Source organism: Nocardia sp. NPDC052112 (genome assembly GCF_040680135.1).
GTDB lineage: Bacteria > Actinomycetota > Actinomycetes > Mycobacteriales > Mycobacteriaceae > Nocardia.
On the sequence record NZ_JBFAWD010000013.1, the window covers coordinates 166,326 to 179,585 of the forward strand.

Genomic DNA, 13,260 nt, shown 5'->3' on the forward strand with positions numbered 1-13,260 from the left:
ATCGTCCGCTACGCGAGTTCGTCTTCGGTGCCGGGAGCCGACTTCGGCGCGGCGGCGACATCATCGATGCGGTATTCGGCCGCCGCCTCGACGGCCTTGGCCGGATCGATCTTGCCGGTGCGGCCGAGTGCGGCCAGGGCGGCGACCACGATCGACTGCGCGTCCACGTTGTAGACCCGACGCGCGGCGGGGCGGGTATCGGAGAAACCGAAACCGTCCGTGCCGAGCGTGGTGAAGTCGCCGGGCACCCACTTGCGCACCTGATCCGGCACCGCGCGCATCCAGTCCGTCGCAGCCACATACGGACCCTCGACCCTGGCCAGTGCCTGGGTGACGTACGGGACGCCCGCATCGGTGCCCGGATTGCGCAGCTGGGCGATCTCCTTGTCGAGTGCCTCCTTGCGGAGCTCACCCCACGAGGTCACCGACCAGACATCGGCCTGCACACCCCATTCCTCGGCGAGCAGCGCCTGGGCGCGCACACCGTCGGGCACCGTGACGCCCGAGACCAGGATCTGGGCGCGCACACTGCCCTCGCCGCCGCGCTTGTACAGATAGATGCCCTCGAGCAGTCCGGCGATATCGAGATCGTCGGGCTCGGCGGGCTGTACATACGGCTCGTTGTAGAGGGTGATGTAGTAGAAGATGTCCTCACCGCCGAACTCGCCCGCCGGTCCGTGCGGATGGGTGCCGGGCAGTGCGCCGGGACCGGGCTGCTGGGTGCCGCCGCCGTACATACGACGCAGACCGTCCCGCACGATGTGCGCGATCTCGAAGGAGAACGCCGGATCGTAGGTGACCACGGCCGGGTTGGTGGAGGCCAGCAGCAGCGAATGGCCGTCGTTGTGCTGCAGCCCCTCACCGGTCAGCGTGGTTCGCCCGGCGGTTGCGCCGAGTACGAAGCCGCGGGCCAATTGGTCCGCCGCGGCCCACAATCCGTCGCCGGTGCGTTGGAAACCGAACATCGAATAGAAGATGTACAGCGGGATCATCGGCTCGCCGTGGGTGGCGTAGGAGGTGCCCGCCGCGGTGAACGATGCGGTCGATCCGGCCTCGTTGATGCCCTCGTGCAGAATCTGCCCGACAACACTCTCTTTGTAGGCAAGCATCAATTCCGCGTCGACAGACGTGTACAACTGCCCGTTGCGGTTGTAGATCTTCAACGAAGGGAACCACGAGTCCATACCGAAGGTACGGGCCTCGTCCGGAATGATCGGCACGATCCGCTTGCCGATCTCCTTATCCCGCAGCAGTTCCTTCATGAGCCGAACCAGGGCCATGGTGGTGGCCACGTTCTGCTTGCCGGAACCCTTGCGCACCGACTTGTACGCCTCATCGCCGGGCAGTTGCAGCGGCTTTGCCGCGGTGCGCCGTTCGGGCAGGAAGCCGCCGAGCGCCTTGCGGCGATCGAGCATGTACTGGATTTCGCGCGCCTGCATGCCCGGGTGGTAGTACGGGGGCAGGTAGGGGTCCTTCTCCAGTTCGGCATCGGAGATCGGAATCCGCTGCAGGTCACGGAAGTCCTTGAGGTCCTGCAGGGTCAGCTTCTTCATCTGGTGTGTGGCATTGCGGCCCTCGAAGTGCTTGCCGAGGGTGTAGCCCTTGATGGTCTTGGCCAAGATCACCGTCGGCTGCCCTTTGTGCGCCATCGCGGCCGCATAGGCGGCGTAGACCTTGCGGTAGTCGTGACCACCGCGCTTGAGGTTCCAGATCTCCTGATCCGAGAGATCCTGGACCAGGGCCTTGGTGCGCGGGTCACGGCCGAAGAAGTGGTCGCGCACGTAGGCGCCGTCATTGGCCTTGTAGGTCTGATAATCGCCGTCGGGGGTGCTGTTCATCAGGTTCACCAGCGCGCCGTCGCGATCGGCGCCGAGCAGCGCGTCCCACTCGCGGCCCCAGATGACCTTGATGACATTCCAGCCCGCGCCGCGGAAGAACGACTCGAGCTCCTGGATGATCTTGCCGTTACCGCGCACCGGGCCATCGAGACGCTGCAGATTGCAGTTGATCACGAAGGTGAGGTTGTCCAGCCCCTCGTTCGCGGCCACCTGGATCAGGCCACGCGACTCCGGCTCGTCCATCTCACCGTCGCCGAGGAAGGCCCAGACGTGCTGATCCGAGGTGTCCTTGATGCCGCGGTCATGCAGGTAGTGGTTGAACCGCGCCTGGTAGATGGCGTTCATCGGGCCGAGGCCCATCGACACCGTCGGGAACTCCCAGAAGTCGTTGAGCAGCCGCGGGTGCGGGTACGACGGCAGGCCATGGCCCGGACCGCCGTGGCTGTACTCCTGCCGGAAGCCGTCGAGCCGATCGGTCGACAGCCTGCCCTCGAGGAAGGCACGGGCGTAGATGCCCGGTGAGGCGTGCCCCTGGATGAAGATCGAATCGCCGCCGCCGGGATGGTCCTTACCGCGGAAGAAGTGATTGAAGCCGACCTCGTAGAGCGCCGCCGAGGAGGCGTAGGTCGAGATATGGCCGCCGACACCGATACCGGGACGCTGCGCCCGGTGCACCATGATCGCCGCGTTCCAGCGGATCCAGGCGCGGAAGCGTCGCTCCACCTCTTCGTCGCCGGGGAACCACGGCTCGTTCTCGGTGGGGATGGTGTTGACGTAGTCGGTGGAGGTCAGGGATGGGATGGCGACTCTACGCTCACCGGCGCGTTCCAACAGCCGGAGCATGAGGTAACGCGCGCGGCCCGGACCTTCCCGGTCGAGCATGTCATCGAACGATTCGAGCCATTCGGAGGTTTCCTCCGGGTCGATGTCCGGTAGGTAGGACGCCACCCCTTCGCGGATAACCCGCACCCGGCCGCCCGTCGGCGGCACTTGCGATCCATTCGGATCGCGCGGCGCGGAGTCGGTGCCAGCGGGTTTCACTGGCGCGGAAGAGTGGATCAGGTCGGTCAAATCTGCTCCTCGTACAGGGGTGGACAAGCTGATAGGCGTCTGTTTCCCCGGGCGGCACACTTGGTTGGCGGACCACCCGTTTTACGAAAGGTTCCGGGCGCACCTCCATCCTTGCGGAAGTTGTGGCCCAGGTCATCATGTCAGGGGCATCTGCAGTACGGTTCCGCAGGGAACGTGAGTCGAGGACCGCCGGTGACAAAGAGAGGCACGGAGGACGATGAAGGTGCTGGACCCACGCGGGTTCGCAGCGGTGTGCGCGGCAGCGGCGGTCGTGGTCGGCCTGACGATCGCGGGATGCGCGAAACACGTTGACGGCGTTGCCAATCCGAATGCCTCGGAGCTGGCCGCCTACAAGACCGAGGCGGCCTCCTCCTCCGCGGCGGCGACCTCCTCGCGCAAGGCCGCGGCCCAGGCGCAGGCGATCGGCGACAACTGTAATCAATTCCCCACAACTACAGGTGTCGGCGTTTCGAAGTACAACGAATTCGTAGATGCCCACGATGCGAATGCCGCGGACTACAACGCCAAGCGCGATACCGCCGCCAAGACCCTCGAGGATGCCGCGAACAAGGTCGAGACCGGGGTGAACAACGCCAACGGTGCGCTGCCCGCGGACCTGCAGGCGAAGTTCGCCGAATACGTCGCCGCCGCGCGCCAACTCGCTGCGGAAACCCGCAAGATGACCTATACCGCCCCGGTCGGCGCACTCAACGATGCGAGCAAGCGGGTCAACGATGCGCGCAATGCGGTCAAGGACGCCTGCCCGAAACGCTGAAGTCGTCCCACGCACCGGGACGGGTGGCGAAAATCGGCCAATGACACGAGGTTGTCACGCGACATTCCATGGGTATTTCGTCCGATCAGCTTGCGCTCGAGGCGATAACCATGTTCGCTTGCAACTACCTATTGTCTGGAGTTGAGGAGGACACCACCGTGGTCGCCGCGGCGGACGCGCAGAATTACGCTCAGAAGCTTGGCATTACACACGGCATGGTTGTCCAGGAGCTGGGCTGGGACGAGGACACCGACGACGACCTGCGGGCCGATGTCGAAGAGGCCAGCGGCGGGGAGATGGTCGACGAAGACTCCGACGAGGTAGTCGACGCTGTCCTGCTGTGGTGGCGAGAAGGCGACGGCGATCTGGCGGATGAGCTGATGGAGATCATCAGCCCGCTGGCCGACGAAGGCTTCATCTGGGTTCTCACCCCCAAGACCGGACAACCTGGTCATGTCGATCCGAGCGATATCGCCGAAGCGGCACCCACCGCGGGTCTGACGCAAACCTCGGCGATCAGCCTCGGTGCCTGGTCCGGCAGCCGCCTCGTGCAGCCCAAGGCACCCTCGAAACAGCGCTGACCGCTTTCGCTATGGTTTCGCCGGGCGGTGTGCCACCGCCCGGTGTTGCCCGACACGATGGAGGATCAGTGATGCCAGTCGAGGTTGGCCCGCTGCAAGTCGGCACGCTCGCGCCGGATTTCACACTCAAAGATCAGAACAACCAGGAAGTCACGCTCTCGGACTACCGCGGCAAGAAGAACGTGCTGCTCGTGTTCTATCCTCTCGCCTTCACCGGCATCTGCCAGGGCGAGTTGTGCAAGGTCCGCGACGAGTTGCCCAAATTCCAGAACGACGATGCGGAAATCCTCGCCATCTCGGTCGGCCCGCCGCCCACCCACAAGATCTGGGCCGCCGAACAGGGCTACATCTTCCCGCTGCTGTCCGACTTCTGGCCGCACGGCGCCGTCGCCCAGTCGTACGGCGTCTTCAACGAGAAATCCGGCTACCCCAACCGCGGCACCTTCGTCGTCGACCGCGGCGGCGTCATCCGCTTCTCCGAAATGAACGGTCCCGGAGAGCCCCGTGACCAGGCGGCTTGGGAGAAAGCGCTCGCCGCGCTAGAGTCCTAGACCGGCCCGTCGGTCACCCACCGACGGATCCCGGGCGTATAGCTCAGTGGTAGAGCTCTGGTTTTACACACCAGCGGTCGGGGGTTCGAACCCCTCTGCGCCCACCGAAGAAGATGCAACTGCAAGGCGGTTTGCGGTCGGTCGCAACTTGCGCCGCGCCCAACTTGTCGAGCAACGGGGCGCACGCGTACGTCTCGCGGAAGTACTTCGCCTAGCTGCTGTCTCGTTAGGTTGGTTCCACCGGCAGGCCGTTGCGGCAGCTCGCAGTTACGCGGCCGAGTGCGGCGCAGCTTCGGTCAGATACCGCTTTTGGTGGCCGCACCCAGGATCAGCGGTCGAACGATCGGAGGCTCTCCGCGCCACGACGCTTCCTGTATGTCTTCGAGCTCCAGTCCGCACGCCCGGATCAGCTCGAGGGTGGGACGGTTGCAGTGGCAGCCCTCCGCGAACCGGCGCCAGGGGCCGGCGAGGCGGTCTTGCCAATGGGCAAGTCGCGGCGACTCGGAACGCACGTGCTCGAGAAACAGCAGCTGGCCGCGGGGGCGCAACACGCGCCCGATCTCACGCAACACCGGATCAGGGTCGTCGACAGTGCACAACACGAGCGTTGAGACGACCGTATCCACGGTCTCATCCGCGAACGGCAGTTGTTCCGCCGATGCGTCCAGCACACGCGCGCGACGTCGACTGCGAAGCAGCCGCCGCGCCAACCGCGCACGCATCGCGGGCTCCGGTTCGGTCAGGATCAGCTCGTCGAGACCGTCAGGGTAGTACTCCAGATTAAGACCGGTGCCACTGCCGAGCTCGACAGTCCGCCCCCTTGCGCGGCCGAGCAAATCCCGTCGGCGAGCGGCCATACCCGCCCGCTCACCCACCCACAGCAGAGGGTCGTACAGCGCCGCGAACACTCGGGCCCAGAGGTCCGAGCCCTCCACCGCTGCCGCTGGCACGGCGCCACTGCTCACAGACTCGACGGTACGCCGGGCGGGCCTCGTCATGCATGTCCAGCTCGTCGAGCAGGGCGCGCAGCCGCCGGAGATTCGGCAGGGCGGCGGCAGTCACCGGTGCGCCTTGGCTGAGGTACTCCGCCTGTGCCAGGCTCCTAACTGTTTGCGCAGCATGCCGTCTTCCGCGACGTCGTGCCTGATCTCGAAGAAGTCGGTGTCGGCCAGGTTCATGTCCGTCGCGAACGCGGCCAGCACCCAGGGCGTGATCCGGAACGGTTGCTCCGACGCGGTCGGCGGCAGCGATCGTCCACGTGCGGCTGATTGCACACCGTCCGCGCCAGCGGCTCACCGCGCAGGGCCTCCTCGTCCACGAGCCACGTGGGTAGCCAGTTGGCCGCGGACAACACGGCGCCGAAGATGAACCCGACGCATGCGACACCGCGGCCGCCACGGAATGCAACGGCCGGCCACGCGCGACGCTGTTGTGCAACGGCGCTGGCGACTGCGACACTGCACGGTCGCGGACGGGCAAGCCGGGAGGGGTTGTCCGTGTCGCCGACAAGCCACCGCGATTGCGGATCGTGTAGCGGTGTCAAGCCAATCGGCACGGCTTCCGATCACACTTGGTTTCAATCGATACCGTATCGAATAAGCGGGTAGCTGGTAATGTCGCGTTCGTGCCTGCCGACATTCCCAACCGAACTACGGCCTCGCGCGCGACCGACGGCCCTGGGGATGCCTCGCCTTTCGCTCTCGGCTTGCTGCTGCGCCGGGCACACTGGCGCGCGGCCGCGGTCATGACAGAGTCACTTCGACCACTCGGCATAGAGTTGCGGCACTTCGCCGTGCTGATCGCGCTGGTCAACCACGGGCCCACGGTGCAGCGGGACTTGGCGACGGCGACGGGGTCGGACAAGGCGGGAATCATGCGAATCGTCGACGACCTGGAGCGTAAGGGTCTGGTCACACGTAAGACCGTTCCGGGGGACCGTCGGGTGCGGGCGGTGGAGATCACACCTCAGGGGCTCGAGCTTTTCGATGCGGCCCATGTGGCGGCGGAGCCGCTGGCCGAACATCTGGTTGCCGAATTGGGGCCCGGCGAGCCCGAGCAGTTGACGGATCTGCTGACCCGCATAGCTTATCCCCCAGACAGCGAGGCATAAGCAGGCCCGGACACCGGTTGCCTGCGCCTGGCCCCCGCCTCATATCTTGCGCTTTCGCGGCGAAGCCGGCCCGGCCTCGAGAGCTACAGCTACACACCGGCTGTGGCCGCGAGGTGCGGTCTGGGCTTCGTCGCCGACTTGGACTGAGCTTGCCGCGCGGTTGCAGCACCACATACCTGGTCGGCGGTGCGCTCTTCGCCCCGGCCGACATCGCCGTCATGTCGATGCGCGGCACGCTGCAGGCCGAACAGCCCGGCCGGACCACGGGCCCCGATGCCAGAGCGCCACCGTCACCGTCGGAAGCGGCCGCAGGCAACCAGGCGACATGTGACGGTCTCGGGCATGCCTCACACGGCGACCCATGCCCCGCGAGTTCACGAGGCGAGGCGCTGCGTGAGTTCCTTGGCCTTGGTGGTCGCGGCCTCGAAGGCGCGCTCGCGGGAAATCTCATAGAGGGGGACCAGTTCCGACATGGCTGGGTTGCGGGGAGCCATGGTGAGTTCCGGGACGATGAATTCGAGGTCGAGGCCGAGGGTGCCACCGAGGACGGCTCGCAGGTAGTTCTGCACGAACTCGTAACCTTCGCGCGGGGTGCCTGGCGCATAGGAGCCGCCGCGGCTTGCGACGACGACAACCGGAGTGCCCTGGGCGGAGGGGGTCTCGCCCGCGGTGCGGCCGAGCAGAAGCACACTGTCGAGCCATGCCTTGAGAGTCGAGGGGATCGAGTAGTTGTACATGGGGGCGCCGATCAGGACGACATCCGCCTGCTCCAATTCCTCGATGAGTTCCACGCGCGCGGCGAACGCGGCGGATTGCTCCGGGGTGCGCTCGGACGAGGCGGCGTAGCCGGCGGACCAGGCGGCGGCGGTGACGTGCGGGACAGGGTTGGCGGCGAGGTCGCGGTAGATCACCACGCCCTCTGGGTGCTGCTCCTCCCACGTCGTACGGAAGGCAGCGGTAATCGAACGGGACGAGGATGCCTCGCCCGCGAATACGGACGAGTCGATATGCAGCAGTGTGGCCATGGGGCTTCTCCAAAGAACGATGCCCGGGGTGGGATACCGAGGGCTGAGAACTCGTGCTGGGGAATAATCTAACACAAGATGGTATTGAATGATACTATAACAACTACTACGGTCGCAGAAGAGATGATTGGAGAGTGGGTGATCATGGACGTCTACGAGGCGGTTACGAGCCGACGGGCGGTGCGCGGATTCACCGACCGGGATGTCTCACGGGAGACGCTGGAGCGCGTGCTGTCCGCCGCGGCCTGGGCGCCGTCCGGATCGAACATGCAGCCGTGGCGCACCTACGTGCTGACCGGTGCGCCGCTGGCCGAGGTCAAGAAGCGCGCCGGCGAGCGCTTGGCTACCGGCGACCCCTGGGATGAGCCGGAGTACGAGCAGTACCCCTCCACACTGAGGTCCCCATACCGCGAGCGCCGATCCGCGTTCGGTGAGCAGCGCTACGGCGCACTCGGTATCCCGCGCGAAGACCTGGAGGCGCGCCAGCGGGCCGCCTCCGCGAACTGGGACTGTTTCGGCGCGCCCGTCGCCCTGTTCTGCTATATCGACCGCGACATGGGCGCGCCACAATGGGCCGATGTCGGCATGTATCTGCAGACCGTCATGCTGCTGCTCCGCGCCGAAGGGCTGCACAGTTGCCCGCAGATGGCATGGGCAAAGCTGCACAAGACCGTCGCGGAGGTCCTCTCACCCCCGCACGAACTCATCCTCTTCTGCGGCATGTCGATCGGGTTCGAGGACGACACGATGGATTACACCCGTACGGGCCGGGCGCCGCTCGACGAGACGGTCACCTTCGTCGAGGATTAGTCGCGGTCAGTAACCCCACCACGCCGGTACCCAACGAAAGACGTCGCCGGCGACCGCCACCCGGCCGAGGGACGGGAACGACAGATGAGTAGCCACCAGCGGCTCGCCGGTCGCCGCCAGCTCCCGCAAAAGATCGACCCGGACGCGGGCCGCCTCCTCGGGATAGTGTTCGAAGCCGTTGAACCAGTCGGGGTGTTCGAACCCGACCGAGAACACGGCGTCGCCGGCGAACGTCAGCCGGTCGCCGCCGGACGCCAGGCGGACCACACTGTGCCCGGGGGTGTGGCCGCCGGTGCGAGAGACGACGACCCCCGGCGCCACCTCGTATTCCGCCTCGAACGGCCGCAGCTGGCTGCGGTACTCGTCCAAGAACCGCGAGGCGGCCGACCGAAGCACGTCCGGCACCTCCGGCGGCATGGAGGTGTGGGAGAAATCGGGAGACTCCCAGAACTCGGCCTCGGCGGCCGCCAGGTGGACCCGCAGGTCCGGACGCAGCCGGCCCCTCAGCCCGTCGGCGAGCAGCCCGCCGACGTGGTCCATGTGTAAGTGGGTAAGCACCACGTCGGTCACGGATGCGGGATCGATGCCGGCAGCCTCCAGTCGCAGGGCCAACCGCCCGGCCCGCGGGAAGTCCGGAAACTCCACCCCTAGTCCAGCGTCGATGAGTACGGTCCGGCCGCCGCTACGCACCACGACCACATTCAGCGGCAACTCGAGCACGTCTCGCGGCAGGAACATGTCATCCAGATAGGCCACGCGGACGCCAGGATCGGCGTTGGTGGACAAGACCTCGGCTGGCAGCGGCAACACCCCATCGCTGATCACCAGCACGTCGATCTCGCCGACCCGCAGCGCGTAGCGCGACGGAGTCAACTCGTCGGGTCCCGGCCTACTGGAGTGTGCGGTGTTGTCCAAGTTCACGTTCGTCTCCCTCCTGATCAGTTGGTAGGGATCGAGGTTGGCGGCGTGATGTGGCCTCCAACGTGGTTCCTGGCAGGAATGCCGGTCAGGTGATGCGTGATTTCTTCCGGCGTTGGACGTCTAAAGGCAGAGCGGCGCGCTTGCAGTATTGCCGAGTTGTCTGTGTTCGTCATGCCCGGCCCACGGTGTGTCGCCGACGTCGTCGTGTCCGGCGTATCCGACCTCGTGTAGCGACGAGCAGTGGGCGCTGTTCGGACCGCTGCTCCCCGAGTGGGATCTGCCGGAACGGCATTCGCGACCCTCGTGGACTACGTACCCAACCGGCGTAAAACGCTGTCCTGTAGCTGTTTCCAACCACCATCGCACCGAATCCCACCAATCACTTCAACGCTTCCAACAACCGCTGCATTCATTTGACTGGTCGAATTTGTCGTAGGACGATCTATCTACGGAAGGCGTGGATCCGGAAACTCGTACCGATCGACATTCGTAGGAGAGTCCGTCATCATGGCCCGAGTTGTAGTTGTCGGCGGCACCGGCCGGAAAAGTTCGGCCTCGACGAATTCGTCCGCACCGGTCCTGCCTGCCGTAATGATCCGCGCCGCGTCGTCACCGATTCCGGTGCTCCCTACTACGGAGCAGTGGTGCCCGGCGAGCGCATTCTCGTCCCCGGTGCTGCCGATGACGCCCGGATATTCCAGACCCGCTTCACGGAATGGCCGGCACGCAATACCGCCTGAGCCTGTGGAGCGGAGGGACTCGCGGGGGCCGACACATCTCGACGCATATCGGCCGGTCAGTCGGGACCTGGTTATCCAGCGTCGAATGCCACCGCCGTAAGGCTCAGCGGATGTAGACATGGTCAGCCCTGCGGACCGGGAGGTAGACAATCTTGGACGTCTATGAGGCGGTCACGAGCCGACGGGCGGTACGCGGATTCACCAGCCGGCCTGTCCCGAAGGAAGTGCTGGAGCGCGTGTTGGCCGCCGCGGCTTGGTCCCCGTCCGGATCCAACCTCCAGCCGTGGAACTCCTACGTACTGACCGGCGCACCGCTGGCCGAGCTCAAGAAGCTCGCCGGCGAGCGCGTGGCCGCAGGCGACCCCTGGGACGAGCGCGAATACGAAATGTACCCGTCCGCATTGAAATCCCCCTACCGCGAGCGCCGAGCCGCCTTCGGCAAGGAGCGCTACGGCGAACTCGGCATTTCGCGCGAGGACATGGAGGCGCGCCAGCGGGCGGCTGCCGCGAACTGGGACTGTTTCGGCGCGCCCGCCGCCCTGTTCTGCTACATCGACCGCGACCTGGGCCCACCCCAATGGGCCGACGTCGGCATGTATCTGCAGACAATCATGCTGCTGCTCCGCGCCGAAGGGCTGCACAGTTGCCTACAGATGGCGTGGTCGGTCTACCGCAAGACCGTTGCGGAGGTCGTGTCACCCCCAGACGAGCTCATTCTCTTCTGTGGCATGTCGATCGGGTTCGAGGACGTCAGGGTGGGTTACGCCCGGACCGGGCGGGCGCCGCTCGACGAGACGGTCACGTTCGTCGAGCGGCGGGCACCGGATGAAGGCCGTCGACGTATCAGCGGTCCCAGCGTCGCGGATTACGTCACCGACAGTCACGAGTGATGTCGATGACGCGCGCACGTGGCTGGGTCGGAACCCGAGTCTCCCTGCTCCTGGCCGAATTGCATTTCGTTGATTCAGCCATCCGGATTGCATTGCCCGGTGAAAATTCACGACCTGCTTCTTCTGCGCGAATATCACTGTAGTGCTGCAGTTTTCGGATTCGTTGCCGTCTCGGCCAGGCGCCGAGTTCGCCGGGTCCGAGCCACAGGGCCGGAGCATATGTCGGTACTCGGGAAATGCGCTGGGGTGCAACGCCGGTACTCCGACACCGGCGGTCTGGTGGATTCCGCCCAGGGATCGGATTCGGCCTCATCACCAGGGATGAGGGTTCGGCGTCGAGGTCCTACTCCGGTTGTACCGACGGCCGCGCGCGCCGGGCGATGTGCCGGGCGCTGTCGCTGGACAGAATTCTCGTGACGGATCCAGCAACGGAGGTCGAACGTGCGCGCATCGGTACTACCCCGCCCATCCGCCCAGCTCGTTCCCACATTCGCGGGCCGGGCCGTATTCGTGATCGCTGCCGTGGTCGCACTGGCCCAATTCGTCACGAGTTTCGGCGGTGGTTACTGGTTCGACGAGGCCTACATGCTGGCGATCGGCCGCAATCACCTGGACTGGGGATCCGCCGACCAGCCGCCGCTGGCACCGGCGTTGGCGGCCGCACTGGATCGGCTCGCCCCGGGGTCGATCCTGGTGCTTCGATTGCCCGCAGTCCTCGCGACCGCGGCCGCGGTCGTCGTCGCGGCCCTGATCGCCAGGGAATTCGGCGGTGATCGGCGAGCACAGACCCGCACGGCGGCTGCGCAGGCGACCGCGCTGTGGGTAACCCTGGCTGGCCACTGGCTTACCCCGTACACGCTGGAGCCGGTGCAGTGGCTGACGCTCGTCTGGCTGCTGGTGCGGTGGATTCGGGTGCGCGACGACCGGTTGCTGCTCGCCTCGGGTGTGGTGGCCGGGGTGGCCGCCGAGACCAAATTCCAGGTGCTGCTGTTGTGTGGCGTCCTGATGGCGGCGGTGGCGATTTTCGGTCCGCGCGAGTTGCTGCGACGGCCGATGCTGTGGACGGGAGCCGGTATCGGGCTGCTCATCGCGCTGCCGACGCTGTTATGGCAGGCCGGACACGGCTGGCCGCAGCTGCGGATGGGTTCGGTGGTGGCCTCGGAGGCGGACGCTTTGTACGGCGGCCGACCGGGCGTGGCCGTGTCGCTGATCATCATGGCCGGTGTCGCGGGCGCGGTGTTGTCGCTGTACGGATGGTGGCGGCTGCTGCGCGCCGAGGAATTGCGCACCTATCGCTTCCTGGGCGTGACCGCGGTGGTGCTGTTCGTCTTCTTCGTCGGCACCGTCGGCCGCCCCTACTATCTCGGCGGGCTCTACGGAGCACTGTGCGCCGCGGGCGCGCTCGGATTTCAACAGCGCCGACTCGACGGCGGCCGCCAAGGCTGGGTGGTGTGGCCGGCATACGCGGTGAGCATCGCCGCGGCCGTCGGCATGCTGGCGCTCGCGGCGGTCGCCGACAAAACCGATGTCCCCCAAGCGATCGCGCGACGAACCGTCGCCGCCTACGACGCGCTACCGGTCGCGGATCGCGATACCACGATCGTTATCGGCCAGTCCTACATCATCGCCGCCTACCTCGAGGTGTACCCCCACACCGGCGGCCTGCCAGCGGTGTACAGCACCAACCGCAGCTACGGCTATTTCCCTCCGCCGCCGGACTCGGCGCGCAACGTGCTCTACGTCGGTACGGCTCCGGACGAACTTCGCGACCATTTCGGATCGTGCCGCAACCTGGTCGATGAGGGTGCGGATCAGACCGTGTGGCTGTGTACCGAGCGCCGTGAGTCGTGGCAGGAGCTCTGGCCACGGCTGCGGCACCTCGAAATGACCTGACATCCCGCCGAGCCGTTGCCGTCAGACGCCTGCCGGCGCCCCGAATCGAGCCGAG

At 66.1% G+C, this 13,260-nt stretch carries 12 protein-coding genes and 1 tRNA gene; 8 read left to right on the forward strand and 5 right to left on the reverse strand.

Going from position 1 to position 13,260, the window contains the following annotated elements; all coding sequences use genetic code 11:
- Positions 1 to 8: 8 nt before the first annotated feature.
- On the reverse strand, positions 9 to 2,828 hold the full coding sequence (aceE, locus tag AB0L58_RS25120; RefSeq protein ID WP_364390158.1) for a pyruvate dehydrogenase (acetyl-transferring), homodimeric type: 2,820 nt from the start codon (positions 2,826 to 2,828) through the stop codon (positions 9 to 11).
- 298 nt (positions 2,829 to 3,126) lie between these two features.
- Between aceE and AB0L58_RS25125 the strand changes: the two genes are divergently transcribed.
- The 4 genes from AB0L58_RS25125 to AB0L58_RS25140 all read left to right on the forward strand — a co-directional run bounded on the left by AB0L58_RS25125 (position 3,127) and on the right by AB0L58_RS25140 (position 4,920).
- Positions 3,127 to 3,684: a hypothetical protein gene (locus AB0L58_RS25125; protein WP_364390090.1), complete on the forward strand. Its 558-nt coding sequence runs from the start codon at positions 3,127 to 3,129 to the stop codon at positions 3,682 to 3,684.
- A gap of 158 nt (positions 3,685 to 3,842) precedes the next feature.
- A complete protein-coding gene (locus AB0L58_RS25130; RefSeq protein ID WP_364390159.1) occupies positions 3,843 to 4,265 on the forward strand; it encodes a DUF3052 domain-containing protein in 423 nt (140 codons plus the stop codon).
- Positions 4,266 to 4,336: 71 nt separating this feature from the next.
- Positions 4,337 to 4,816 carry a peroxiredoxin gene (locus AB0L58_RS25135; protein ID WP_364390160.1) on the forward strand — a complete coding sequence of 160 codons (480 nt, stop codon included), beginning with the start codon at positions 4,337 to 4,339 and terminating at the stop codon, positions 4,814 to 4,816.
- A gap of 32 nt (positions 4,817 to 4,848) precedes the next feature.
- Positions 4,849 to 4,920 (forward strand) — tRNA-Val (locus AB0L58_RS25140).
- A 192-nt stretch (positions 4,921 to 5,112) separates the two neighbouring features.
- Here the strand turns inward: AB0L58_RS25140 and AB0L58_RS25145 are convergent.
- Together AB0L58_RS25145 and AB0L58_RS25150 are read right to left on the reverse strand one after the other, a co-directional pair.
- Positions 5,113 to 5,781, reverse strand: coding sequence for a class I SAM-dependent methyltransferase (locus AB0L58_RS25145; protein WP_364390091.1), 669 nt, complete (start codon positions 5,779 to 5,781; stop codon positions 5,113 to 5,115).
- 93 nt (positions 5,782 to 5,874) lie between these two features.
- The gene (locus AB0L58_RS25150) at positions 5,875 to 6,018 is read right to left on the reverse strand and encodes a hypothetical protein (protein WP_364390093.1); all 144 of its coding nucleotides are present in this window, start codon (positions 6,016 to 6,018) and stop codon (positions 5,875 to 5,877) included.
- A gap of 422 nt (positions 6,019 to 6,440) precedes the next feature.
- Between AB0L58_RS25150 and AB0L58_RS25155 the strand changes: the two genes are divergently transcribed.
- Positions 6,441 to 6,926, forward strand: a complete 486-nt coding sequence (locus tag AB0L58_RS25155) for a MarR family winged helix-turn-helix transcriptional regulator (protein ID WP_364390094.1) — start codon at positions 6,441 to 6,443, stop codon at positions 6,924 to 6,926.
- Positions 6,927 to 7,300: 374 nt separating this feature from the next.
- Here AB0L58_RS25155 and AB0L58_RS25160 read toward each other — a convergent pair whose 3' ends face one another.
- Complete coding sequence (locus AB0L58_RS25160; protein WP_364390095.1) at positions 7,301 to 7,951, reverse strand: NAD(P)H-dependent oxidoreductase; 651 nt, start codon at positions 7,949 to 7,951, stop codon at positions 7,301 to 7,303.
- A gap of 144 nt (positions 7,952 to 8,095) precedes the next feature.
- Between AB0L58_RS25160 and AB0L58_RS25165 the strand changes: the two genes are divergently transcribed.
- Positions 8,096 to 8,761: a nitroreductase gene (locus AB0L58_RS25165; protein ID WP_364390161.1), complete on the forward strand. Its 666-nt coding sequence runs from the start codon at positions 8,096 to 8,098 to the stop codon at positions 8,759 to 8,761.
- A gap of 6 nt (positions 8,762 to 8,767) precedes the next feature.
- Here AB0L58_RS25165 and AB0L58_RS25170 read toward each other — a convergent pair whose 3' ends face one another.
- The gene (locus tag AB0L58_RS25170; protein WP_364390096.1) at positions 8,768 to 9,682 is read right to left on the reverse strand and encodes an MBL fold metallo-hydrolase; all 915 of its coding nucleotides are present in this window, start codon (positions 9,680 to 9,682) and stop codon (positions 8,768 to 8,770) included.
- Positions 9,683 to 10,574: 892 nt separating this feature from the next.
- Here AB0L58_RS25170 and AB0L58_RS25175 point away from each other — a divergent pair.
- Positions 10,575 to 11,312 (forward strand): nitroreductase, encoded by a 738-nt coding sequence (locus AB0L58_RS25175; RefSeq protein WP_364390097.1) that lies wholly within the window; start codon positions 10,575 to 10,577, stop codon positions 11,310 to 11,312.
- Between the two features lie 441 nt (positions 11,313 to 11,753).
- Entirely contained in the window at positions 11,754 to 13,205 is a 1,452-nt protein-coding gene (locus AB0L58_RS25180) for a glycosyltransferase family 39 protein (RefSeq protein WP_364390098.1), read from the forward strand.
- The last annotated feature ends 55 nt before the right edge of the window (positions 13,206 to 13,260 follow it).